The following is a 23,507-nucleotide window of genomic DNA, read 5'->3' as shown; positions in this document are numbered from 1 at the left end:
TCGCGGCCCGGGCCATGAAGGCCCCTGTGGCGGAACTGGTAGACGCGCTCGACTCAAAATCGAGTTCCGCAAGGAGTGCTGGTTCGATTCCGGCCAGGGGCACCAAGCTTCAGATATAAATAATAACAATAGCTTACAGCATTGCCTGGTTTCCGATTTTCGGAGACAACTTTCGCGGTGCATTGAACTCCACACGTAAAGTTCGTCATCCACAAACGTTCAGCGCGAACTTCGCTATTCCGGACGAGGGAATTGCACAGATGGCCCGCAGAACATGGCACGAGCGCTTGGCCGATAGGCCGCAGATTGGCACGACAACAGCGATCAGTCCGCGAGTGCTAGCCAAGGAACATGTCGCCAGGCCAAGTCTTGCTGGCTGCATTCTCCTGGGCTTGCGGGTCGTCAGGCGCGGTAGGAGTTCGAACCCTCATGTTTGGTCGCCAGCAAGACGCGACTCTCCGCTTGCTGCGGATGACATGCCCGTAGGGATGAATCATCCGAGTTGCAAATATCTGCGGTCCACCCAACAGGGCGACCGAAATGGCGAGTATTCCAGTGATAGCCATCAAGCGCATTGCGCTTCTCCTTCCAGGAGACGGCGTCACATCACCCGATCAAGTCGGGCGTAGATCGGGACGCGTCTTGCTTCGTACTGCCAACGTAGGATCGGTGTCCCACGCGCCCCACTAAATTCTTCTTCGACATGCGCAGCGGAGTCACGACATCGGCACCGCGGCACTCGTCTGCGTCATGCGTTGAACATCGCCGCATCAACAGCCCCGGCAAATGTTTCCGATCGCTCGATCGACCGCGGCTTCGCCAGGCGTCTGCTTGAGCATGGCGTCAGGGGTTGAAGGAATGTCGGCCTGTGTCGGCTGCTGATGCGGTGGCAACGGCGCAGTCCCGAGCAGTCTCGGGTCCGACGTCAGCGAGGGCGGGACTGTCGGATTTGCCGGAGCCCCAAGGCCCTGCATCTCCATGCCGCGAACGCCGCCAATGCGCATCCCTCCACCAGCATGCATACCTCCTCCGTGCATGCCTCCACGGGCATGGCTGGCGGAGGTCCCGACCAGCAAACTCAGGAAGACAACAATCATGAGCTTCCGCATCGCGCGCTCCTTTCATTGGAAATCCGAAGCATCCGCTCGGCGCATTTGTCGCTTCGCGAGCGAGACTGCGCGGACCGACGTGGCTTCGAGCTATCGCTCGCGAAGTAATGTCGAGACGCGTGGACGCCGATAACAATCGTGTCACTTCCGCCGCTTCCGGGCGGTCCGCCTGCGGCGAAATGAATCCGAATTTAATCGAAACGCGGCACCGGCATTCCCATCTCCGCTGCATCATGGCGTCGGCCGCCCTGCCAGCCCCGGAAACCCGGGACGAGCTTCGGCGAACCGAATTCGCCCATCCCAAAGGAGAATGACATGAGAGGACGCGTAATGATGATCTTCGCGAGCGCAGCTCTCGCGGGCTGCCTGCTTGCTACCGGTGCCCAGGCTCGCGGCGGAGGTGGCGGCGGAGGCGGACATGGCGGCGGCTTTGGCGGGGGCTTTGGCGGAGGCCACATGGGTGGCTTCAGCGGTGGCCACGTCGGTGGCTTTGGCGGCGGCATGGCCGGGCTTGGCGCAGGCCATGCCGGTGGCGTCGGAGCGGGTCGCATGGCGGACGTCGGACACGGGCGCTTTGGCGGCGGGCCGCGCCACTTCGTGGGCCGCGGCTTCAATGACGACGGCTACAGCTGTCCCTATTACCCCTACGCGATCTACGACAGCCCGTATTACTGCGACTACTGAACGGCGCCGGATCGCAAAAATCTCAAACATGAGCTTCTGATCTCCTGTCGGCTCATGCTGGAGGCGGCACAAATCGCCGGGCTCGCGCTCGGCGATTTTGCGCGCCGGATTGGCGAACACGCAATCGTCAGCGCAAATCCAAGTGCAGCTCAAGCGCGCGTGATGACCGGTGGTGCCCTGAAGCCCGCCTCATGCATGAAGCGGAATTTAATGTCCTAAACCCCATTTTAATCGACCCTCCTGCGTGCACCCGTCATCCTCCAATTCGTTCGACTTACGACGAAAGACATCGCACCGACTAGCACGGAGTGACTGACATGAGCATTGACAGGCCGCGCGCCGGCGTCACCGCCCGAGCGCGACACGAACCAGCACACAGTCAAGGCGGGCGCAAACCGCGGAGCTATCTCAATGACGTCAGGCGCTTCGCAATGCTGGAAAGAGACCAGGAGTATCACCTCGCCAGACGCTGGCGCGAGCACGGCGATCGTGACGCGGCGAACCAGATCGTAACCAGTCACCTGCGCCTCGCCGTCAAGATCGCCAGAAGTTACCGGGGCTACGGCCTGCCCGCTTCGGAAGTCATCGCCGAAGGAAATGTCGGTCTCATGAAAGCGTTGAACCGATACGAGCCTGAAACCGGCTTTCGCTTTGCGACCTATGCCGCGTGGTGGATCAGGGCTTCGATCAATGATTACATCCTGCATTCGTGGTCGCTGGTGAAGATCGGCACCACAGCGAACCAGAAGAAGCTGTTCTTCAGGCTGCGATCCGCAAAGAGCAAGATCGCCGCACTGGAGAGTGGTGACCTGCACCCCGACCAGGTGGCGCTGATCGCAAACGACCTTGATGTCCCGAGCCGGGATGTCGTCGACATGAACCGGCGGATCGGCCGCGACAAATCCATCAATGCGCCGGCCCGTAGCGATGGTGAGAACGGCGAATGGCAAGACCAGCTCGTCGACGACTCTCCGTCGCCGGAGACGCTGGTGGTCGAACAGGACGAAAAGCAGCACCAGCTCGAGGCTCTCGCGCAGGCCATCGGCGGGCTGGACGATCGCGAGCGCCGCATCTTCGAAGCGAGGCGCTTGACCGACGAACCACGGACGTTCGATGCCCTCGCCGCCGACTTCAACGTCTCGCCTGAACGTGTACGTCAGATTGATGCGCACGCGTTCGATAAAGTGCGGAAGGCGGCGAAGAACTTCGCTTCGCGTTCGCCCATGGCGGCACTGCCGGTCTCGGGCGCATACGCTGAATTCCGATCCCGGCCATCCCGCGTCATCGCCTCGCGAACACCCCGCGTCGATTCCGTTGCACGACGCGGCGCCGCCTGACGGACAGGCAGCATCTCGGCATCGTCACAAATCCCGACAGGAAAGCGGCAAAATGAAATATGCGTTGATTGCTGTGATACTTCCGGCGCTCCTTGCCGGCAGCGAAGCCAGGGCGCAGGTTGGCACATTGCCGACGACTCCGACTCTTGGTGTCACGTCGCCACTGGGAGCGGCCCCCAGTGCGGCGGTGGGACCGACCGGAATCGGACTGGGAGCGACTGAAATCATCTCGGGCGGACTTAGTCCGGCGCCCACCGGCGTGACCGGAACGATCACGATACCGAGCACGAGCAGCGGGACGGCGTGCTCGACGACAGGGACCGCGCCGGCCACCATGTTCGGATCCACCGCGTCCTTCGACGGCGGTGGAATGGGAATAGGAGCGGCAGCCACTCCCGGATCGGCCAGCGAAGCGATGTCGGGCAGCATGTCGATGTCCGGATCGTCGATGTCGGGAATCTCGAGTTCGTCCGAGCCCCTGGGCACGTCGGCGCTGTCGACCACGACGGAAACGTTGGACACGGCGGGACTGTCGGGAATGTGCGGCTCCGGTTCAACCAGCATTGCGGCTTCATCGACCCCTACGGCTACCGCGCCGATTGCGCCTGGTGGCGTCGATCGAACCGGAATCCCGTTGGCGTCCACCGAGATCGGCAACCTCGGGGTCAGTGGCGTGCCTGCCGTGCCGACGATAGCGGAATCGCCGATTGCCAGTTCGGCAGGGGCGAGCGCAGTGCTCGCCGCCCCCGTCGTTGCGGACCCTTCCATGACGACCGGCGGCTAGCTGTGCCCCACCAAGAGCACGCCTCTCCAGCCGCGCATTTTCCGCGAGAACAGCCATGAAGAAGAAAGCTGTTGTCCCTGCTGTCATGCTGGTCGCCCTGTTTGCGACCGGTGGCCTGTCTTACGTCATGCACCTTCACGGGTTGGAGGCGTCGGCTGAAGCATTACCTGCTCCATTAACGGTGCCAGTCGTGGCCACGACAGTCGCGCAGCATGATGTGCCGATTTACTTGACGGGCGTCGGCACCGTCATTGCCTACAACACCGACGTCGTGCGTGCCCAGATCCAGGGACAGATCACCAGCATCAACTTCACCGAAGGGCAAACCGTGCATGCCGGAGACTTGCTCGCACAGATCGATCCTCGCCCCTATCAGGCTCTCATCGAACAATATACCGGCAACCTCGAACGCGACCAGGCCCAGCTGGTGAATGCACAGGCCAATCTCACCCGATACACGACGCTGGGGCAGAAAGGCTGGGCCACTCCGCAACTGCTCGAAACCCAGAAGGCCCAGGTCGGCCAGTTGCAAGCCGCAGTCAAGACCGACCACGCCCTGATCGAGGAAGCAAAGGTCGAGCTCAGCTATACGCGCCTGACATCGCCGATCGACGGTGTGGTCGGAATTCGCCAGATCGACGTTGGCAATATCATCAGCCCGTCGACCGCGAACGGCCTCGTCGTCGTCACCCAGCTCGATCCGATCTCGCTGATCTTCACGCTGCCGGAAACGGCACTGCCGCAAATCCAGCAGCAACAACAAGCGACCACGAAGCCGCTCGCGGTGCTGGCCTACAGCCAGGACGACGCTGCGTTGCTGGATCGAGGCGTGCTCGGCCTCGTCAACAACGAGATCCTGCAGACCACCGGCTCGATCCAGCTCAAGGCCAACTTTCCAAATGCATCGCGCAGATTGTGGCCCGGCCAGCTCGTCAATGCGCGGCTGCTGGTCGACGTCAGGCACAATGGCCTGACCGTTCCTGCGGCCGTTGTACAGCAGGGCCCGCGAGGGCCCTACGCTTACGTGGTCGATCCGGATAACACCGTTGCAATCCGCCAGATCAAGGTCGCGCAGATCAGCGATGGACAGGCGCTGATCGACGCCGGCCTCGCGGCCAACGAGCGGGTCGTGGTGGACGGCCAATATAAGCTGCAACCCGGCGTCCATGTCGCCCTGCTGCACGGCAGGGCCGCGCAGGAAGAAGCCGCGCAGGACGCCTTGCAGGCGCCGATCCCATGAATATTTCCGCACCCTTTATTCATCGTCCGATCGCGACCGTGTTGCTGATGGTCGCGCTTCTGGTCGGCGGTCTGGTCGCCTATCCGCTGCTTCCGGTCGCGGCGCTGCCGAATGTCAATTATCCGACGCTGACCGTCACCGCCCAGCTGCCCGGCGCGGATCCGCAGACCATGGCTTCCACGGTCGCATCCCCGCTCGAGCTGCAGTTCGGGGAAATCCCCGGCCTTACGCAGATGACGTCCGCGAGTGCTCTCGGCTATACCCAGATCACGCTCCAGTTCGACCTGAATCGCCAGATCGACGGTGCGGTCAGCGACACACTCTCGGCAATCAATGCCGCGAACGCCTACCTGCCCGCTGGATTGCCCTATCCACCGCTGATCCGGAAGGTCAATCCGGCGGATACGCCGATCCTGGTTCTCGGCATCACCTCGGACAGCCTGCCGCTGACGACTGTCGATGCCTATGCGCAGAACATCCTGCTGCAGAAGATATCGCAAGTATCCGGCGTCGGCCTCGTCGGCATCGGCGGTACTCAGCAGCCCACCGTTCGCATCCAGGTCGATCCTGAAGCGCTGGCGGCCCGAGGCATCAATCTCGAAGACGTGCGCACCGTGCTCGGGCAGGCGAATGTCGACCTTCCAAAGGGCACGCTGAACAGTCCGCGCCAGACATATACGCTGAACACCAACGACCAGTTGTTCAGGCCCGATCAATACGCCGATCTCGTGATCGCCTACCGCAACGGATCGCCCGTGCGCATCCGCGATATCGGCCGCGCCGTCAGCGCCGGCGAGAACGAGCTGATTGCCGGCTGGTACAACAATCAGCGGGCGATCATCCTGGCGATCCAGCGGCAGCCCGGCGCCAACGTCATCCAGACCGTGAACCGCATCAAGGCTCTGATGCCGACCCTTCAAGCCTCGATGCCGGCTGCCGTCAAGATCAACGTCATTTCAGATCGTACCCAGACGATCCGTGCGTCGGTCGCGGATGTGCAGTTCACCTTGTTGCTGACGATCGCGCTCGTGGTCATGGTCATCTTCATCTTCCTGCGCAATCTCTGGGCGACGATCATCCCGGCCGTCACCGTCCCGCTGTCGCTGATCGGCACGTTCGCGATCCTCTATGAAATGGGCTACAGCCTCGACAATCTTTCGCTGATGGCATTGTCGATCGCGGTCGGATTCGTCGTCGACGACGCCGTCGTCGAGATCGAGAACATCACACGGCATATCGAGGACGGGATGTCGCCTTATGACGCGGCACTCAAGGGGTCGGGCGAAATCGGCTTCACCGTCATGGCGATCACGTTTTCGCTTATCGCAGTCTTCATACCGCTGTTCCTGATGGGCGGTTATGTCGGATTGCTGTTCCGCGAATTCGCAATGACCGTCAGCGTCGCGCTTGTCCTTTCGCTCGTGATCTCCAGGACGCTCACCCCGATGATGTGCGCGTACCTGCTCAAGCCCGAAGGCGAGCAACACGGACGGCTCTACAGGATGTCCGAGCGCGGCTTCGACGCCCTGCTCTACGCCTATGAATCGGGCCTCAAGGTCGTGCTACGCCATCGCTTCATCACGCTGATGGTCCTGCTCGGAACCATCACGCTGACCGGCTATCTCTACGTCGTCATTCCCAAGGGCTTCTTTCCCCAGCAGGACACCGGACTGATCATCGGCCAATCCGAAGCTGCGCAGGATATCTCCTTCCAGGCGATGAAAGAGCGCCAGCAGGCGCTGCTGAACGGCATCATGAAGGATCCAGCCGTCGCGACGGTCGGTTCGGCCGTCGGCGCCGGCGGCGGCAGCTATACGCTGAACGATGGCCGCGTCTTCATCCAGCTCAAGCCCGCAAACCAGCGCGATCCGATCCAGAAGGTGATCGACCGGCTGCGGACCAATCTGGCGAAGATTCAGGGCATCACGCTCTACATGCAGGCCGCGCAGGACATTACGGTCGGTGCGCGCCTGAACAAGACCCAGTTTCAGTACACTCTCAACGACGCCGATCCCGGCGAGCTCGACCACTGGTCAAAGGTGTTCCTGGCCAAGATCAAGACAATACCCGGCATCACCGATGTGGCAACCGATCAGCTCAGCTCCGGACCACTGCTCGACATCGCGATCAAGCGCGAAGTCGCTTCGAGCTACGGCATCCTACCGTACACGATCGACAACACCCTCGACGATGCCTTCGGCCAGCGCATCGTCTCGACCATGTACACCACTCTGCAGCAATATCACATTCTGGAGGTCAATCCGAAGTTCCAGTATGGACCCGACGCGCTCAACGGCATCTATGTCAAGTCGTCGAGCGGACAGCAGGTGCCGCTTTCAACCCTGATCGACTCGACGGTGAAAGTCGCTCCCCTCGTCGTCAATCACACGGGACAATTTCCGTCGGTGACGATCTCGTTCAACCTCGCGCCAGGTACCGCGATCGGACATGCCGTCGATGCCATCAATGCGGTCAAGACGGAGTTACATCCGCCGCTTTCGCTGCAGACCAGCTTCCAGGGCAATGCGCAGGCATTCGGCGCCTCATTGTCGAGCACGCCCATCCTGATCGTGGCATCGCTGTTCGTGATCTACATCATCCTCGGCGTCCTCTACGAAAGCCTGATCCATCCGATCACGATCATCTCCACCCTGCCCTCGGCGGGCGTCGGAGCGCTGTTGCTGCTGATGGCGGCTCACTATGACCTCAGCGTGATCGCGGTCGTCGGCATCATCCTGCTGATCGGCATCGTCAAGAAGAACGGCATCATGCTGGTCGATTTCGCGTTGCACGCCGAGCACAACGAAGGCTTATCGACCGAGGACGCGATCTACCAGGCCTGCATCAAGCGCTTCCGTCCGATCCTGATGACGACGATGGCTGCGCTGCTGGGGGCAGTGCCGATGATGATTGGCACAGGTGTCGGCTCGGAGATCCGCCAGCCACTCGGCTATGCCATCGTCGGCGGCCTCGCACTGTCGCAGCTTCTCACCCTCTATACGACGCCGGTGGTCTATATCTATCTCGACCGGCTGCAAACCAGGCTGTTCGGCACAAGGGAGCGGGACCCGTCAGGCCATCCCAAAGCTGCGCCAGCCGAATAGACCGCTTCTCTGCCAGTTCTACTGCGATGCGTCTGCAATGTGTCCGCAACGCGGATCACTAAACGTCAATTTAGTGGTCTGACGATGACGCGCTTCCTAACTATTCGATGAATGCTGCAGCCAATCCGGACACGCTCTCGGCATCTGAAGTTGCTCGTTGAAACGAAATGAGTCTGCTGCGCATTCGGCCGAGGAAACCCAAGTCGGGAGGCGTAACGTGATTTCGAGACGGCATATGCTGGCCGCGTCCGCCATGGGCGCAGTGATGACCGCCACCGCTGCGCGCGCAGCGGCCTTCGGCAATCCGGATCAACCCCCGCAAGGCGCCATCAACGCCAGCGGCCCCGGTAACCTGAAAGATCCTGGCCCGCGGGACGAGGCGATCGGCAATCAGTTTCCGTCGGCAACTTCTCCGCCGGCGACCGATATCGGAGGCGGAGCACTGGACTGGGCCTCTTTCAACAATGCGCCGAAGCGGATCCAGGATGGTGGCTGGGCGCGCCAGGTGACGCAGAGGGATTTTGCGATCTCGAGCACCATCGCCGGCGTCAACATGCGGCTGACGGCCGGAGGCATCAGGGAACTGCACTGGCATCAGGCCGCCGAGTGGGCGATCATGACCTACGGCAGTTGCCGCGTGACGGTTCTCGACACAGTAGGCCGGCCGTTTGTTGCAGACGTCAATGAAGGTGACCTCTGGTACTTTCCGCCCGGCTATCCGCACTCACTGCAAGGCCTCGGTCCGGACGGGTGCGAGTTCGTGATCTGCTTTGATGACGGTGGTGCCAGCGAGTTCAATACATTGTTGTTGACCGACTGGATTGCCCACACACCTCCCGACGTGCTTGCCAAGAATTTTGGCGTGCCGGCGGAGACCTTGGCAAAAGTGCCGCTACACGATCTCTGGATCTTTCAAGGTACCCTGCCCGGCGATCTGGCGTCGGATCGCGCGGCCATCAGCAAGAGCGGACACGTCCCACCCCATCCCTTCATCTTTAAACTTGGCTCATGGGCCCCTGCGAAACAGTCCAAAGCAGGCGAGATACGTGTCGCCGACAGCAACAGCTTCCCGATCTCGACCACGATCGCGGCCGCGCTGGTGACGGTCCGTCCCGGCGGCATCCGGGAGATGCATTGGCATCCGAACGCCGACGAGTGGCAGTACTACCTGAAGGGAAAGGCACGCATGACGGTTTTCAATGCCGGCCCCAATGCGAGAACGATGGACTTTCATCCGGGAGACATCGGCTACGTCAAACGCAATATCGGACATTACGTCGAGAACGTTGGCGATACCGATCTGCAGTTCATCGGGGTCTTTCGGGCTCCCCGTTACGAGGAGATCTCGCTATCCGATTGGCTAACTCACACGCCGCCGGCTCTGGTCGCTCAGCACCTGCACGTGGACGAATCGGCGATCGCGAAATGGCCCGACAATGCGCCCGGCATTATGCCCGGCTCGTAATTCGGAGTGTTGCCGGCAACCGCCCGACTTGCAAGCGACGATGATACGAAATGAGTGGCCTCAGCCGGATCGATGGTCCGGACAAATGATCTCCAGCCGGCCGCCGGGCCCGGGATAAATGGCCAGCTTGAAATTGTGCAGCTTGACGATTGCGGCCACCAGATTGAGGCCAAGGCCCATGCCCGGGGTATTTCTGATCTTGTCGGACCGGTAGAAGCGCCGCAACACGGCGTCGCGCTCCTGATGGTTGATGCCGGGACCGGTATCGCTGACACGCACGATCGTCTCGTTATCGACGCGCATCAGCTCGATCGAGACCCGGCCCCCTTCAGGCGTGAACTTGATCGCATTGTCGACGAGATTGGCGAATGCCTCGAACAGAAGATCACGATCGCCGTACACGCTCAAATGCTGCAACAGTCCGACATGCAGCTTGATGCTCTTGTTTTCGGCGATCGGTTCGTAGATGTCGAATATCTCGCGAAGCATGTCGTGCAGCTCGACAGTACCGAAGGCGGCCGACCGCCGGCTGTTCTCGATTTCGGCCAGACGCAACAGCGCCGTCACGATGGCGAGCGACTGGTCGATATTCGAAATCGCCTTGTCCGCGACAAGCTGGAGCTGCTCCAGCGTGGCGGCGGTGGTGCGGCCGCGCTCCAGCGTCAACCGCGCGCGCGTCAGCGGAGTTCGCAAATCGTGGGCGATATCGTTGCCGACCCCGGCCAGCGCATGGATCATCGTTTCCATTTCGTCGAGCATGCCGTTGACGATGACCGTCAATCTCGCGAATGGTTCGTCACCATCCCGCTGCGGGAGCCGTTCGCGCAGGTCGCCGGCGATGATGCGCTGGACTCGCTGATTGACTTCCTCGACGCGCTTTTGCGCGCGCAGGCTCAACCACGCGCCGGCAAGCAGGCATAGGCAGAGCGCCGGCAGCAGCCCGAGCGCCAGCGCCTGGGCGACAACATGAGAGACCTCCCTGGTCTCGTCTACCTCACGTCCGATCACCAGCACGTCGCCATCGGCAAGGCGGCGGGCGATTGCACGGATCACATGCGTTTCGGCTCCGGCCGGAGCCGTCCGCTCGACGGAAATGCTTTGGGCGGAATCGTCAATCCTGAGGTCGGGCGGCAGCCGCTCGAGATTGCCCACGAGCTTGTGGCCGTCGACACCGAACAAGCCGCCGTATTGAACGCCGCGGGAGTCCTCTTTCAGATGATCGTTGATCGCACCGAGCCGGAGTTCGCCGCGCAAACCGGCAATGAAGGCCAATTGATTGCCGATCATCTGGTCGGACCGCGCGATCAGGTACTGGTCAGCCTTCCAGTAGACGAAGCCGAACAGTCCGATGACGAAGGCCGCGAGCACGCACGCCACCGCCATCGCCCACCGAAAGCTCGTCGATCGTATGATGCGAATCCGATCCATCGGATCTCGTCCCGCGGGCCCTCCGCTCAACGACAATGGCGCCTTGCCCGCGTCCATCCGATCTTCATGGTGCGGTTCGAAGAATAAAGCCGGCTCCGCGCACATTGTGGATCATCGGAGCCTCACCCTGCCCGTCTACCTTGTGGCGCAGCCGGCCCATATGCACGTCGACGAGGTTCGTCGCCGGGACGAATTTGTAGCGCCAGACCTCCTCGAGAAGCATAGCGCGCGTCAGCAACTGATCGCTCCGCTGCATCATGTATTCAAGCAGGCGGAATTCGCGCGGCAACAGATCGATCACCCGCTCACCGCGCCTGGCGGTGCGCTCGATCAGATCGAGCTCCAGTTGCCCAACCCGCAACGTCGTCTCGCGCGACTCCGCGGGCCGGCGCAGCAGTGCTTCGATCCTGGCGACGAGTTCGACGAGGGCGAACGGCTTGGTGAGATAATCGTCACCTCCCATCCGCAACCCGCGCACGCGATCGTCGACCGCGCCGAGCGCGCTCAGCACCAGCACCGGAGTGCGAACCTGATCCTTGCGCAGCGCCTCGATCACTGTGAGGCCGTCCATGCCCGGCAGCAGCCGATCGACGATCATGGCATCGGGGCGGGACGCGCGTGCCTTGTCGAGGCCCTCGATCCCGTTGGCCGACCACTCGACCTCGAAACCGCGATCGGCGAGCTCTGCGGTGATTTCCTCGGCCGTTTCGCTGTCGTCTTCGATCAGCAGCACTTTCGTCATTGATTCGCTCCCCGCCATCGCCAAGGCGTTCGCACCTCGCTCTGTGCTCGGGCCGCGAGAGATCCCAAGCTTGCTCGATACCAATTGCATAATGTCACGATCCCGCAAGCGCCACGAGAAGAATGGGACGACGCCGCCTCGCTCCGGCCGGGGGCAGTGGGCGTGGCGGGCGCCGTCCTCGTCGGCCCGTTCGACACCGCATCCGGGGGCAAACGCGGTGAGGCCGCTTGAAGGAGACATAGGCTCCCGCAGTCGACCGCACCATTAAATAGCAGTTTAGGATAGGAACCCCGTTGGCAGCCCCGGCCCACCGCTGTCTGCCGCCCGGAACTGCCGACCGGCCGCCATGCAGCCCTAAGTCGTCCGACTTTTGGACGCTGGACCCGCCGTGACCCGGTTTCCATCCGCAAGGTCAACCATCGGGTTGAGAATGACCTGGTCACCGGGCTTGACGCCGTCGTGCACCTCGACCTCAGTGCCGAAGTCGCGCGCGATCATGATCTTCTGAAAGTGAACGATGCCATTCGCGACCACGGCGACATGAAGGCCGTTCTGATCGAAGACCACGGCGTCGGCCGGTATGATCATCGACGGCGTCTTGCGCGGGATGAACAGTTCGACCGTGCAATAAATTCCGGGATCGAGAGCCCCGTCCGGATTGGGAACATCGATCTCGGTCAGCAGCGTCCGGCTGCCGGGCTGCAAGGCAGTCGCGATGCGCGTCACCTTGCCCGGAAACGTCCGCCCGGGAATCTCGGGGACGCGAACCTCAGCTTCGACTCCCGGCACGATTCCATAAGCCTCGTCCTGTGGAACGAAAACCTGAGTGCGAATGACATCGGGGTGCATCAGCGTATACATGAACGTCGACCCCGACGTCACCAGGCTGCCATTGTCGATATTGCGCTGTGTGATCACGCCGTCGAATGGCGCGACGACGCGCTGGTAGGACTTCTCTTGCTCGAGTATCTGAATCTGCGCCTGCTGGGCGGAGATATTGGACTGAGCCACTGCTACCGCTGCCTGCTGCGCCTGCAGAGTGAGCCGATCGTTGTCGCCCTGCTGCAAGGTCAACCATCCCTGCTTCACCAGATTGCTATCGCGCGCATTGGTGACCTGGGCAAGATCGCGACTCGCTTGGGTTTGCTGCAATGTCGCCTGGTCCTGGGCCAACGTCGCTTTGGCCTGCGCAATCTGATGGTCGAGCTCCGGAGCTGTGATTTCCGCGAGCAAGGCTCCCGCCTTGACCCGGTCGCCGATATCAACGTAGCGCTTTTCGATATAGCCAGTGGTTCGCGCAAAAATGTTCGCCGCCTCGAATGCTGTTGTGGTCGCCGGTAAGGTCACGTTGATCTTGCCGTCGCTGGCACGGACCGTAGCCACCCTGACCTCGGGAACGAAGGTCGTCCGCGCTTGCGCTGTCGCCGCGACCTCACGTCCGGTTCGGTATTGGCCCCACGCCCCCACCGTGAGTCCCGTCATCAGCAGCAACAGCGCTCCGCCTCCGATCAGCACGCCGCCGTAGCCGCGTCGTATGCGCGCGGGTTTCGTCGGCACATCGACGCGATCGCCCTCGCGATCCCGCGTGTCCTGAGCAGCTTGCTCTTCCAATGACTTGGGCATCTCATTCATCCGGACACGTCCTCGAACACGCCATGGTGAGGCCTTCCGTCATTTCCCTTGCGCAGCATGGCAAACAGGTAAGGCACGATCAGCAACGTCGTCGGGGTCGCAAACAGCAGGCCGCCAATGACGGCACGGGCAAGCGCGGCGTTCTGCTCGTCGCCGGCGCCGCCGATCGCCATCGGGATCATTCCGACGATCATCGCGGCGGCCGTCATCAGCACTGGACGGATCCGGGTATGGCCGGCACTCAGTGCCGCCTCGAAGGCGGTGCGCCCCTTCAATTGCTGCTCACGCGCGAAAGTCACCAGCAGGATCGAGTTCGCGGAGGCGACGCCGACCGCCATGATCGCGCCCATCAAGGACGGCACATTCAAGGTCGTCCCGGTGATGAACAGCATCGTGACGATGCCGCAAAGCGTTGCCGGCAGGGCAAGGATCACCACGAAGGGATCACCGAAGGTCTGATAGTTCACGACCATCAACAGATAGACGAGCACAGCGGCGAAGAGCAGCCCGATGCCGAGGTCCCGGAACGAGTCGTTCATGCTCTGGATCTGTCCGAGCACCTGGATCGAATTGCCGGGCTTCAGTCCCTTTTGCAGCTGCGCGGTGACCTTGTTGATCTCATCGGCGACACTGCCGAGATCGCGCCCCTGCACGCTGGCATAGACATCGTAAACCGGCTGGATGTTGGCCTGGTTCAGGTTGGTGGGAATACTGTCGCGCTTGAGTGTCGCGACGTTGCTAAGCATGCCGGGGATAGTCTGGCCGCTGGCCGCCAGCGAGGCGGATACCGGCGTGTTCTCCAGTGCATTCAGTGAGTTGACCTTGTACTCCGGCGTCTGCACAGCGAGGTAATACGGGATTCCCGACGCCGGATCGGTCCAGAAATTCGGCGACACCTGCTCCGACGAACTGAGGCTGACATTGATGTTGGTGGCAATCGTGCTGGCGTTGAGGCCAAGCGAAGCCGCGCGGGTCCGGTCGATCTGGGCGAAGAATGCCGGGCCATCGACTTCCTGCTGCAGATGCGCATCGACAATGCCCGGAATTGCCGCAAGCCGCTGACGAAGCTCCTTGGCGACGGCGAGGTTGCCTTTGTCGTAACCCACCGTGCGGACGTCGATCTGCGCCGGCAGTCCGAAATTGAGTATCTGCGTCACCATGTCGGCGGCCTGAAAATAGAACGTTTCCTCCGGAAACGCCGCCGGCAGCACCTGACGCAACGTCTTGACGTAATCCGCTGTCGGCTTGTGCCCGTCCTTCAGCGCCACCTGTATTACGCCGTCATTGATCCCGATGGTCGAGCCGTCCGCGAACGCCAAATTGTAGGCGCGCGCCGGCAAACCGATATTGTCGACGATCAGATCTCGTTCCTTTTCCGGAATGACTTCACGGATCTTGTCCTCGACGGCCTGGAATATCTTTTCGGTACTCTCGATGCGGGTCCCGGCCGGAGCCCGAACGTGAAGCTGGATCTGGCCGCCGTCGATCAGCGGAAAGAAGTCACGCCCGACCAGCAGCAGCATCGTCGCGCCGAGGCCGATTATCAGCACGGCGACGACCGGCACAATTGCGCGCCGGCGCAACAACGTCGTGAGGACGTCCATGTACCCACCGCGCAGGCGCTCGAAGCCGCGATCGAATGCCGCCGTCATCCGCGAGAACAACCCCGTCCGGCCGCCACCATCGGTGTGGCGCCGTTCTCCCCTGAGCAGCAGACCGATCGTGACCGGTGTCAATGTTCTCGACAGTCCGTACGAGGCCAGCATCGCAAATACGACGGCGTATCCCAGCGGGGTGAACAGGTATTTGGCGGGTCCCTCGAGGAACACCACCGACGTGAACACGCAGCTGATCGCCAGTGTCGAAACGAGGGTCGGCACCGCAATTTCGGCGGCGCCGTGCAGCGTCGCCTCGGACAGCGGCATCCCCTCTTCAGTCCAGAGGCGGTGGGTATTCTCGATCGTCACGGTCGAATCGTCGACCAATATGCCGACCGCCAGCGCAAGCCCGCCCAGCGTCATCGTATTCAATGTCTCGCCGAGAAAATACAGCACCACCAGCGACGACAGGATTGCGAGTGGAATCGAAATCAGCACAACCAGCGTCGAACGCCACGACCCCAGGAAGACCAGGATCATCAGCGCTGTGAGACCGGCCGCGATCGCCCCCTCCCGCAGCACGCCATGGACCGAGTTCGTGACGAATACCGACTGGTCGAACAGTTCCTTGATCCGAAGCCCGGCCGGCGCGGCGGCCCGGATCGATTGCAGCGCATGCTTCACGCCGTTGACGACCGCAAGGGTCGAGGCATTTCCGTTCTTGATGACGCTCAGCAGAACCGAGCGGCGGCCATCCTGGCGCACGATGTTCTGCTGCACCTGCGATCCGTCGCGAACCTGCGCAACATCCTTGAGGCGGATGGTTGCGCCGTTGGCGAATTTGACCGGAATCTGGTTGAGGTCATCGATGGTCGCCGGCGTCGCGTTGGTACGCACCGTGTATTGGGTGTCGCCGATCTTCGCCGTGCCCGACGGCAACGTCAGGTTCTGCGTATTGACTGCGTTCACGATATCGAGCGGCGTGAGCCCTCGCGACAGCAGCTTGTCCGGATCGATGTCGACCATGATCTGGCGATATTTTCCGCCGGCCGGCGTCGGCAGGGTGACACCGGGAACCGGTGCCAGTTGTTGCCGAACGCGGTAGATGCCGAAATCGTAAAGTTGCTGCTCATTCAGCTTGTCCGAGCTGAGGCTGAGCTGTAGCACGGGGACGCTCGAGGCGTCGAACTGCACGACGATCGGCGGCTGGATACCGGGCGGCAGCAGCGCCCGGATGGAGTTTGTCGCCGACACGACCTGTGCAATGGCGAGGTCCAGATTGACATCGGGCTGAAAGGAGATCTTCTGGATCGACAGACCGTTCAAGGTCTGCGCTTCCATGTTCTTGATGCCGCTGACGTTGGCACTGATCGAATACTGGCTGTAGGTCGTGACGCGCTGTTCCATCTCCGGCGTCGTCAGGCCGGTGTATTGCCAGATCACGGTGACCACCGGAATGCGGATTTCCGGAAAGATATCCGTCGGCATCGAGAAGATGGCGGCGATGCCGAGGAACAGGATCAGGGCCGCGACTACATAAAACGTATGCGGGAATCGGAGCGCAAATCGAACAATTCCCATGGTCTATCCTTGCCGCATGGGCCCACGGCCGCTCACTGAACCAGCCTTGTCCTGGTGCTCATGGCCGGCTCGGCCACCGAACCCAATTGCTGCAGAAAGGCATGAGAACGCTCCGGCACCGGCACCACGGATAATGTATCGACCGTCATCTTGCGTATGGCAGCGGCATCCCGCGACAGCAGCGCCCGATCAGCGATGTATTCTTGCCAGCCGGCTGCATACTGGATGCGCTCAAGGATACGATGATGGCGCACCGGATGCTGGGCCATGGCGAACGACGTTGCCGCGACCGACGCCGTCGTCGCCATCGAGATCACCCGTTTGCGGATGAAGGTCCGCGATAACAATATCATCCTCGCCTCCGAGCATGGTTCAGTCGTTGCCGGCCCGGATTCCGCGGGCAGCCTTGAGCGTTCCCTCGATGCATTTTTATTGGGGACGTCCCTGCGAGATTCCCGGCCGCTCGATGAAGCCGCCGCGAATGCTCGGAAAGTGCACGCCGCAGGTCCAATCCTCAATTAAAAAGCAGTTTAGAGTCCCGAGCTGAACGCGCCCTGGGAGATCACGAAACACAGCGGCGTGTTCCGTCGTTCGGAAGCAAACCAAAACGTGAGTTCGACTTTTCGATCGCGCTGCCTACATCTGCGCACACGTCGGACGCGGAGAGCTTTCGAATGCGCCATCTTTTCTGTGCGACGGTTGCGATCCTGCTGAACACCGTCAGCTGCCAGGCCCAGGTCTCGACTCTGGGCACGACCGCCATGGGGATTGCGACAACGCCGGGCGCGATCGTGTCTTCTCCACTGACCGGACCGAGCCCATTCTCCAGCCTGTTTTCCGCCGCAACGATTCCGGGAGCGCCGGCCACCACGCTGGCTTCGCCACCGCTGGCGCAAGATCCAACGCTGCCCGGGACCAGCGTGAACTGCGCGCCGACCACGGTGGAGCTCTCTCCGTCGGTGTTGAGCGTGACATCCACAAACTCCCCCGCATCAACGAGCCTGAATCCGATCTCGGCAACGGGGCTCAGCCCGCCGCCGGCCTTGTCGCCGGCGATGCCCGTGGCCATCGAGGGGTCGGTGACGAGCAGCACGACAGGCACGGTTGCACCGGCGCCTGCCCTCGGCAGCTCGACGCCTGGAAGCTCGTGCACATCAGCGCCCGGCAATGCGTTGACCAACGCCGCCGCGCTGCCGATCTCCACGCCCGATATTCCGCCGGCCGCGCCGCCCGGCGCCATTCAGCCGCCGGTGGCCGACCTCGACATGACAGACACAAGCATCAGTGTCGCGGCGAGCGCCATGCCGGCACCGAACGCGACGGCATGCAGCGAAAGCGTATCGATGGACCTCGCCTACCCGGCCACGATGGCCCCGGCCAACGCCACCGGCGCCACAGCTACGCCGGGCGTGTCGCCGCCTTCCGGATGCGATTGAGCGGCAATGGTCGTGCCGCCGTTCGCACAAGTGTGATGCGCATTCCAAGGTCTCGCGCGGCCGCCATGCCTACGTACACTGGGCCAGAAAGTATCCGCAGGAAACGACCACCACCGAGCCGCAGCGATTGCTGTCGCGAGTTCTCCGCACGTCATACCAACACGGAGAACAGTCATGAAGAGATTCAACGTTCTGATCGCCGCAGCCTTGCTGACGATGACCGCGACCACAGCTGCGCACGCGCAGCTGCCGGCCTGGGCGGCCGACCATCCGGCCGCCTTTGACGCACAATACCCGGACCGTAGTGTGCTGAACGACGGCGCGCTGACACCCGCAGGAAGAATGGGTCTCGAGTTGCCCGGAGGCGCCGCTCCCGTCTTCGGAGCGCAGAGCGTGTATGCGGCGGATCACGCCACATCTTCACAATGTGCCCGGCTCTACCGATCCTACGATCCTGCATCCCGGACTTACCTCAGTCATGACGGCCGCCGCATTCCTGTGAGTGATGCGCGCGCGGAGGCATTGCCATCGCGGGCACCAAATATTTGCTCACGCGGCGTTGAATCATCGTGAGCAAGGATTGCGTATGACCGCACGCTGCGCAGCCACACATGCTCCCAGGGGCCGCACTTCCTGGCCCAGTGGACCGAATGGAGAGAGTCAATGACAAACGCCAAAATATTGTCAGCCGCGATGATCGCGGTTGCTATGATCGCTACACCGGCGTTGGCGCGAGAGAACCATGCCGTCTCCCGGCATGTCGCGGAGACCAATGCCGCCATGCCGGCCGACCCCGTCTATGTTGATGGTTACGCCTGCGTTCCTGCGCCGCGCGTGGGCGCGTTTGCCACCGCGCCCTGGACCGGCGACAACGTTCCCTGCGAGCCCGGCACGTTCTGATCGCGACGCGGCACCAGCCGATCGGGTTGTCCGAGGCTGCCTGCACCCGATCGCGCTGCTGCTGCTCACGCTCCCAGGCCGACAGGCATCTGATTGCGGCACTTCGGCCCGATCGGCCGATGGTGGCCGATCGGAGCGAGCCAAGGCAGGCGCGACGTCAGCTCGGCCGAAGCGAAGCGCTCCGCGGCCGCAGCAATGGGACGCCGTTCTAGGCATTGTCGATCGATACCGCCCTCGGTGCACTTGGCGAGTTCCAGCTCGTCAGTACCCCGCCGGCATCTGCGCCGCCTTTCGCCATTGCGCGGGGGTGATGCCCATGTGGCTCTTGAACGCCCGCTGGAACGCCGCCTCCGACCGATAGCCGACCGAATCCGCGACCGCTCCGGTCGAGATCGATGGCTTTCTCAATTCATTCGTTGCCAGCGTCATGCGGATGTCGGTCAAGAGTTCGCTCGGTGAACGTCCGACCTTCTCCTGGAATTGCCGAGCGAGTGTCGCGCGCGACATGTTGGCGAGCTGCGCGAGCTCGGGCAGCGTCCATGCACGCGCGGGCGCATCGAACATGGCCGCGACCACCGGCGCGAGGCGCGGGTGGCCCGCGAGCGCAAGCAGCCCGCGTGGAGCGTCCCCGGTCTCACTGGCGAGGCGCAGCACGAGCGCGAACATCGCCGTCGACAACGCGTTCAGCATCGCGCGGCCACCAAGCTGATCGCCCGCGGTCTCGCCGCGCATCAAGGCAACGAGGCCCGCGACCTGCGCCTTCGTGTCCCCCTCTCCGGCTTTCACGCCGGCCCTCACGATCATCACCGGCGGCAGATAATTGCGCAGCAGTCGGTCGTGCGGCGGAGCAATCGAAAAATGCCCGCACAACAGATCGAGCCGCGCGTCCGAGCCGGGGTTTTCGCTGATCGTGAAATTGAGGGACGCGCGGTTGCGCGCCTTCAGCGGCGCAGCGCCGCTGTCGTCGTGCATGACATGCCGGGGGTTACCCGGCAGCAGCAGGATGTCACCGGCCTCCAGTCGCAACGGCCGGCCTCCCGACGGATTCTCGAGCATCGCCGAGCCTGCGAGCACGGCATGGTACGGGATTTCGTTGGCTTCGCCCGGCCCCTGCTCAATCCGCCAGGGCGCGCCATAGGAGCAGCGCAGGTCAAGACGACCGCGCACCGGCATCATCTCGAACAGCCGGCTCAGCCAATCCATTGTGTCCTCTATCGATGCACCGGGCGAGACCAATGAGCCTGTAAACGAGCCGATCAGGAATTCAAGTTCTCATGTCGCGACCATGTCGTCACTCGCAGGTCGTTCACCCTTCCAGCCAAGGAGTGTCGCCGTGTGCCGCTTCCTCAACGACCGCGGATATTCCCGACAAATTTCGGAATTGAGGCATCGAACGATCATGATCATCCGGTGAACCGCTCATACCGCGGCGGCGACCGGCGACGATCTCCTCGTCGCCAGCCGAGCCGACGGATCAGGATCGTCAACTGGCCGGATATGGCCGCATGGTCGGTCGCGTTTGCCGAAGACGCCGAGTTATCGATGCGGCTTTGGGTCAGCCTGCCGGTGAGGCGCGCCCGGCGCCCGCCGAGCCGCCCCGTCACTTCTTTGGCTTGCTCTCCGCCCAGTCGTCGACGATGAACGTGTTGCCGGCGATCACGCCGTCGCCGGTGATTGTCTTGCCGACCAGCTCCTCGAGCTTGTCATCGCGGAACGCATTGCCGCCGCTGCGGCGGAGGACATATTCGTTCCCGTCGTCGGCGCGCAACACCACGCCGACGTGATCGCTCTTGCTGCCCGGCGCGATGCGGCTTCGCGTCACCGTACCGCTGACTTTGGCCTTCTTCATCTCACCTTCGAACGTAGGCCTCAACGCGGATCAGACGGTTGTCCTGCGCGTGGGCGACCAGCACGTGAATATCGGGTATGTGCTTCGGCCGCTTGCCCGACGGCCGCTTGCTGTTGGTCACGACAAAGACGCTCTGCTGGACCTTGCGGCTCTTCATCTCGGCACCGTAATCCTCGCCGCCAACGATGTGGAACGATTCGAGGTCCTCACGGCCGGCGCGCATACCCTTCTCTCTTGCGACCTTCCGGACCACATCATGCAACGCCTTGGGCGGGCGCACAATGCGCTTTCCCGGGAACCCGGAACTATCGAAGGCCGCCTTGCCGGCCGCGGTCAGCGCGACCCGGCGGGTCTTGCGGGCCGCAGAATGGTTGATCGCCTTCGGCCCTGCGCTGAGGCACGGCTGCAGGGATGGATCGCCGAGCAACAGGAACTGCGCGAGCGTCTTGAGGTTGACGGGGTCCTCCATCTTTTGCCCGCTCACGAACTTCTGCCGCGCCTGCAGGCTGGAACGACCGGTCGACGCGCTGCCGAGCGCGTTGATCAGGAAGTACTGCGTGATCAGATCGGCACCGCTGTTGCCCTCCTCGGGACCATAGGCCGTCGTCGTGCTGCCGAAAAAGCCGACCGCACCGGCCGCCAGATACGCGTTGGAGATCGGAAGCTTCCCGGCGCTCCATTGCGGATCGAACAACTGGGCACCGAAGCAGCATTCCGCCGCCACGATGGTGTCGCGCTTCGTTCCCTTGGCAACGTCGTCGCTCGTCATCGACACCGGGAATTGCTGTCTCCTCTGTCCATAGAACTGCGGGTCGACCTCGCCGCCGTGACAATTATGAAATGGCTGAGCGGCGACAGTCCGCGCGATACGCGCGGCGTCCCGGTCGGCGGGCACGACTTGATCGTCTTGCTGCCGAAGATGTTGTCGACGCTTTCTTCGGTCGATTTCGACCAGACCGCCGCCGAGATGCCGAAGTAGGACATGTAGTCCTTGCGGGGACGGCTCTTGAAGGCGGCCGAGACCTGCAGCAGCTTGATCAGATGATCCGGCTCCTTGGCGCCGGTGATGCCGGGGATGCGGCCGACCACCCGCGTCACGGCCGCGTATTTGGCGGCGTCGCGCGACGTGTAGGACGCATCGCTCGCATAGGGCAGGTCGCTCGGAACGTCCGGATCCTTGTCCTTGGGAACGGGGTTGTTCAGGGTGAGATGCGGGATCACATCCGGGCCATCGACCAGCACCAGATAGTCGGGCTTGAGCGCGGCATAGATCGCGTCCACTGCATCCTTGGACTGCCGTTCGTTGCCCGGGCTCGACACCTTCTTGCCGCGGCAGCGGCGCATGTCGGTCGCGCTGGAGATATCGATGATCCGGCTGCTCAGGTCGCGTTTCTTGTCGGCCGCGATCAGCGCGCGAAGCGCAGCGAGAACCGCCTTCTGGCCCTTCGAACCGTATTTCTTCTCGAGCCCGTCGCCATTAACGATCAAAACCTTGTCGGCCATGTTGCTCTCCAAATCCGGTTGTCGACGGGGTGCGTCTGGCACCACTCGCCGTAAAGTTGTGCGGATAGACGATAAAAGGCGCCCTCCGCAATGCGGGTGTAAAATTACTGCTACAATCTGTAATGGCAGCCTATCCGATTGTTCGCGGACAGGGGAAGACCACTTTCCCGACTTTTCCGCGATTTTTCAGCGCGGGCATGTCGATGTCCGCGCGACCGGGACGGGTTGCGTCCGTCTCAGCTGCTCATGCGAGCGCAGGCCGCCGGCCAATGCGCCAGACCGTCGCAAGCCGGGGCTCTGGATGGCCGGTTGTGGCCCGGTGTTTTTCACGGAGAGGGCGGCATGCGCCGCGGGCGGCGCGGCACCGCGAGGGGGCGCCCTGGGTGCGGATTATCAGCGCTACTCGTCGCCGCCGTCGAACAGCTCGATCCGGCGCGGCGCTTCCACAGCCATGAGACGCGGGCTGTCGGTCTCTTCCCGCACGCTCCGCTCGACGTCACGCAATTGATCGTCCCGACGCCATTGATCGTCCTGATGCATGCGGCGGCGCTCGGCCCAGCGCTGCCGCCGCTCGGCCCGCCGTTTCTCGGCAGACGCTCGCTTCACATCGGCGTCGCGCGCTCTTGCGTTGGCATTGGAAGCTTCGGCGGACGCGGGCGTCTCATGCGTGACAGTCTGCGTGAACTGCGCAGGAGGTGAAGGCGGTTGCGCATTGGCATCTTGTACAGCCGGCGTTTCGGCTTGCACGGGAACGCTGGGCGGCGCGGCCTGCTGTTGCTGGGGCTGCCCGGTTTGCGGCTGCGGCGCCGGCGCCACGGTGACGGGCTTCGTCGCGGCTTCCTGCGTTGCCGCAAGATACGGTGTCGGCTCCGGAGAAGCCGATGGCGTTGCCTTGGCTGGCTCGCTGGTCGCCCTGCGGTCGAGCCGGCTGATCTCCTGTTTCGATTGCGGGCTCACAATGTTCGCGATTGTGAAGCCGCCGCCAACGCCGACCGCGATCGCAGCGACGACAGTTCCCACACCGGCAAAATAAGCCGTCGATGTCCGCATGGCTCGCCTCCTCTTCCGGGCGAGCAACGTGCGAGAAGATGCGATGTTCCGAAAGGACCGGCGAT

Annotated in this window: 20 protein-coding genes, 1 tRNA gene and 1 pseudogene; 10 read left to right on the top strand and 12 right to left on the bottom strand. The window is 62.6% G+C overall.

Features of this window, described 5'->3' with window-relative positions:
• Nucleotides 1-20: 20 nt before the first annotated feature.
• The 3 genes and pseudogenes from JQ633_RS07605 to rpoH all read left to right on the top strand — a co-directional run.
• Nucleotides 21-105, top strand: a tRNA-Leu gene (locus JQ633_RS07605).
• A 1,319-nt stretch (nt 106-1,424) separates the two neighbouring features.
• On the top strand, nt 1,425-1,793 hold the full coding sequence (locus tag JQ633_RS07600; protein WP_211984065.1) for a hypothetical protein: 369 nt from the start codon (nt 1,425-1,427) through the stop codon (nt 1,791-1,793).
• Nucleotides 1,794-2,110: 317 nt separating this feature from the next.
• Nucleotides 2,111-3,028 (top strand): annotated as a pseudogene (gene rpoH / locus JQ633_RS07595) (RNA polymerase sigma factor RpoH); the annotation flags it as partial.
• Nucleotides 3,029-3,154: 126 nt separating this feature from the next.
• Here rpoH and JQ633_RS07590 read toward each other — a convergent pair.
• Nucleotides 3,155-3,898, bottom strand: a complete 744-nt coding sequence (locus JQ633_RS07590) for a hypothetical protein (protein WP_211984062.1) — start codon at nt 3,896-3,898, stop codon at nt 3,155-3,157.
• 71 nt (nt 3,899-3,969) lie between these two features.
• On the opposite strand from JQ633_RS07590, the gene JQ633_RS07585 reads away from it, so the two are divergent.
• The 3 genes from JQ633_RS07585 (at nt 3,970) to JQ633_RS07575 (ending at nt 9,723) form a co-directional block, all read left to right on the top strand.
• Nucleotides 3,970-5,154 (top strand): efflux RND transporter periplasmic adaptor subunit, encoded by a 1,185-nt coding sequence (locus JQ633_RS07585; RefSeq protein ID WP_249158918.1) that lies wholly within the window; start codon nt 3,970-3,972, stop codon nt 5,152-5,154.
• Nucleotides 5,151-8,258 carry an efflux RND transporter permease subunit gene (locus JQ633_RS07580; RefSeq protein ID WP_211984060.1) on the top strand — a complete coding sequence of 1,036 codons (3,108 nt, stop codon included), beginning with the start codon at nt 5,151-5,153 and terminating at the stop codon, nt 8,256-8,258. The genes JQ633_RS07585 and JQ633_RS07580 overlap by 4 nt, the downstream gene beginning before the upstream one ends.
• A 217-nt stretch (nt 8,259-8,475) precedes the next feature.
• Entirely contained in the window at nt 8,476-9,723 is a 1,248-nt protein-coding gene (locus tag JQ633_RS07575) for a cupin domain-containing protein (RefSeq protein WP_211984058.1), read from the top strand.
• A gap of 60 nt (nt 9,724-9,783) precedes the next feature.
• Here JQ633_RS07575 and JQ633_RS07570 read toward each other — a convergent pair whose 3' ends face one another.
• From JQ633_RS07570 to JQ633_RS07550, 5 genes are all read right to left on the bottom strand, one after another.
• Nucleotides 9,784-11,151 (bottom strand): sensor histidine kinase, encoded by a 1,368-nt coding sequence (locus JQ633_RS07570; RefSeq protein ID WP_211984056.1) that lies wholly within the window; start codon nt 11,149-11,151, stop codon nt 9,784-9,786.
• Nucleotides 11,152-11,215: 64 nt separating this feature from the next.
• The gene (locus tag JQ633_RS07565) at nt 11,216-11,893 is read right to left on the bottom strand and encodes a response regulator transcription factor (protein WP_211984054.1); all 678 of its coding nucleotides are present in this window, start codon (nt 11,891-11,893) and stop codon (nt 11,216-11,218) included.
• 354 nt (nt 11,894-12,247) lie between these two features.
• Complete coding sequence (locus JQ633_RS07560; RefSeq protein ID WP_349631530.1) at nt 12,248-13,516, bottom strand: efflux RND transporter periplasmic adaptor subunit; 1,269 nt, start codon at nt 13,514-13,516, stop codon at nt 12,248-12,250.
• 5 nt (nt 13,517-13,521) lie between these two features.
• Nucleotides 13,522-16,704, bottom strand: coding sequence for an efflux RND transporter permease subunit (locus tag JQ633_RS07555; protein ID WP_211984050.1), 3,183 nt, complete (start codon nt 16,702-16,704; stop codon nt 13,522-13,524).
• 32 nt (nt 16,705-16,736) lie between these two features.
• Nucleotides 16,737-16,973: a hypothetical protein gene (locus JQ633_RS07550; protein WP_211984048.1), complete on the bottom strand. Its 237-nt coding sequence runs from the start codon at nt 16,971-16,973 to the stop codon at nt 16,737-16,739.
• Here JQ633_RS07550 and JQ633_RS07545 point away from each other — a divergent pair.
• Nucleotides 16,972-17,226 carry a hypothetical protein gene (locus JQ633_RS07545; RefSeq protein ID WP_211984039.1) on the top strand — a complete coding sequence of 85 codons (255 nt, stop codon included), beginning with the start codon at nt 16,972-16,974 and terminating at the stop codon, nt 17,224-17,226. The two genes, JQ633_RS07550 and JQ633_RS07545, sit on opposite strands and share 2 nt — an antisense overlap.
• Nucleotides 17,227-17,266: 40 nt before the next feature.
• Here JQ633_RS07545 and JQ633_RS07540 read toward each other — a convergent pair whose 3' ends face one another.
• Nucleotides 17,267-17,908, bottom strand: a complete 642-nt coding sequence (locus JQ633_RS07540; protein ID WP_211984037.1) for a hypothetical protein — start codon at nt 17,906-17,908, stop codon at nt 17,267-17,269.
• Between JQ633_RS07540 and JQ633_RS07535 the strand changes: the two genes are divergently transcribed.
• The 3 genes from JQ633_RS07535 to JQ633_RS07525 all read left to right on the top strand — a co-directional run bounded on the left by JQ633_RS07535 (nt 17,877) and on the right by JQ633_RS07525 (nt 19,040).
• Nucleotides 17,877-18,140 carry a hypothetical protein gene (locus JQ633_RS07535; protein WP_211984028.1) on the top strand — a complete coding sequence of 88 codons (264 nt, stop codon included), beginning with the start codon at nt 17,877-17,879 and terminating at the stop codon, nt 18,138-18,140. The two genes, JQ633_RS07540 and JQ633_RS07535, sit on opposite strands and share 32 nt — an antisense overlap.
• 174 nt (nt 18,141-18,314) lie before the next feature.
• Nucleotides 18,315-18,713, top strand: coding sequence for a BA14K family protein (locus JQ633_RS07530; protein WP_211984026.1), 399 nt, complete (start codon nt 18,315-18,317; stop codon nt 18,711-18,713).
• Nucleotides 18,714-18,803: 90 nt separating this feature from the next.
• A complete protein-coding gene (locus JQ633_RS07525) occupies nt 18,804-19,040 on the top strand; it encodes a hypothetical protein (protein ID WP_211984018.1) in 237 nt (78 codons plus the stop codon).
• Nucleotides 19,041-19,301: 261 nt separating this feature from the next.
• On the opposite strand, the gene JQ633_RS07520 is transcribed toward JQ633_RS07525, so the two are convergent.
• The 5 genes from JQ633_RS07520 to JQ633_RS07500 all read right to left on the bottom strand — a co-directional run bounded on the left by JQ633_RS07520 (nt 19,302) and on the right by JQ633_RS07500 (nt 23,442).
• On the bottom strand, nt 19,302-20,243 hold the full coding sequence (locus tag JQ633_RS07520; protein WP_211984199.1) for an AraC family transcriptional regulator: 942 nt from the start codon (nt 20,241-20,243) through the stop codon (nt 19,302-19,304).
• A gap of 397 nt (nt 20,244-20,640) precedes the next feature.
• Nucleotides 20,641-20,889: a hypothetical protein gene (locus tag JQ633_RS07515; protein WP_211984017.1), complete on the bottom strand. Its 249-nt coding sequence runs from the start codon at nt 20,887-20,889 to the stop codon at nt 20,641-20,643.
• Between the two features lies 1 nt (nt 20,890).
• Entirely contained in the window at nt 20,891-21,664 is a 774-nt protein-coding gene (locus JQ633_RS07510) for a C25 family cysteine peptidase (RefSeq protein WP_211984016.1), read from the bottom strand.
• A complete protein-coding gene (locus JQ633_RS07505) occupies nt 21,655-22,392 on the bottom strand; it encodes a hypothetical protein (protein WP_211984015.1) in 738 nt (245 codons plus the stop codon). The genes JQ633_RS07510 and JQ633_RS07505 overlap by 10 nt, the downstream gene beginning before the upstream one ends.
• A gap of 399 nt (nt 22,393-22,791) precedes the next feature.
• On the bottom strand, nt 22,792-23,442 hold the full coding sequence (locus JQ633_RS07500) for a hypothetical protein (protein ID WP_211984014.1): 651 nt from the start codon (nt 23,440-23,442) through the stop codon (nt 22,792-22,794).
• Nucleotides 23,443-23,507 lie beyond the last annotated feature (65 nt).

The sequence above is a fragment of the Bradyrhizobium tropiciagri genome (genome assembly GCF_018130505.1).
Taxonomy (GTDB): Bacteria; Pseudomonadota; Alphaproteobacteria; order Rhizobiales; family Xanthobacteraceae; genus Bradyrhizobium; species Bradyrhizobium tropiciagri_B.
The sequence above is the reverse complement of the archived record's forward strand: the minus strand, read 5'-3'. Positions and strand labels throughout refer to the sequence as shown.

Excerpts from the sequence above, each read along its gene's own strand:
- JQ633_RS07550 (WP_211984048.1), bottom strand. The coding sequence starts at position 16,973 with ATGGCCCAGCATCCGGTGCGCCATCATCGTATCCTTGAGCGCATCCAG.
- JQ633_RS07545 (WP_211984039.1), top strand. The coding sequence starts at position 16,972 with ATGGCGAACGACGTTGCCGCGACCGACGCCGTCGTCGCCATCGAGATC.
- JQ633_RS07570 (WP_211984056.1), bottom strand. The coding sequence starts at position 11,151 with ATGGATCGGATTCGCATCATACGATCGACGAGCTTTCGGTGGGCGATG.
- JQ633_RS07530 (WP_211984026.1), top strand. The coding sequence starts at position 18,315 with ATGAAGAGATTCAACGTTCTGATCGCCGCAGCCTTGCTGACGATGACC.
- JQ633_RS07525 (WP_211984018.1), top strand. The coding sequence starts at position 18,804 with ATGACAAACGCCAAAATATTGTCAGCCGCGATGATCGCGGTTGCTATG.
- JQ633_RS07500 (WP_211984014.1), bottom strand. The coding sequence starts at position 23,442 with ATGCGGACATCGACGGCTTATTTTGCCGGTGTGGGAACTGTCGTCGCT.
- JQ633_RS07560 (WP_349631530.1), bottom strand. The coding sequence starts at position 13,516 with ATGCCCAAGTCATTGGAAGAGCAAGCTGCTCAGGACACGCGGGATCGC.
- JQ633_RS07590 (WP_211984062.1), bottom strand. The coding sequence starts at position 3,898 with ATGGAAGGGTCCGCAACGACGGGGGCGGCGAGCACTGCGCTCGCCCCT.
- JQ633_RS07585 (WP_249158918.1), top strand. The coding sequence starts at position 3,970 with ATGAAGAAGAAAGCTGTTGTCCCTGCTGTCATGCTGGTCGCCCTGTTT.
- JQ633_RS07565 (WP_211984054.1), bottom strand. The coding sequence starts at position 11,893 with ATGACGAAAGTGCTGCTGATCGAAGACGACAGCGAAACGGCCGAGGAA.
- JQ633_RS07580 (WP_211984060.1), top strand. The coding sequence starts at position 5,151 with ATGAATATTTCCGCACCCTTTATTCATCGTCCGATCGCGACCGTGTTG.
- JQ633_RS07505 (WP_211984015.1), bottom strand. The coding sequence starts at position 22,392 with ATGGCCGACAAGGTTTTGATCGTTAATGGCGACGGGCTCGAGAAGAAA.
- JQ633_RS07515 (WP_211984017.1), bottom strand. The coding sequence starts at position 20,889 with ATGAAGAAGGCCAAAGTCAGCGGTACGGTGACGCGAAGCCGCATCGCG.
- JQ633_RS07520 (WP_211984199.1), bottom strand. The coding sequence starts at position 20,243 with ATGGATTGGCTGAGCCGGCTGTTCGAGATGATGCCGGTGCGCGGTCGT.
- JQ633_RS07600 (WP_211984065.1), top strand. The coding sequence starts at position 1,425 with ATGAGAGGACGCGTAATGATGATCTTCGCGAGCGCAGCTCTCGCGGGC.
- JQ633_RS07555 (WP_211984050.1), bottom strand. The coding sequence starts at position 16,704 with ATGGGAATTGTTCGATTTGCGCTCCGATTCCCGCATACGTTTTATGTA.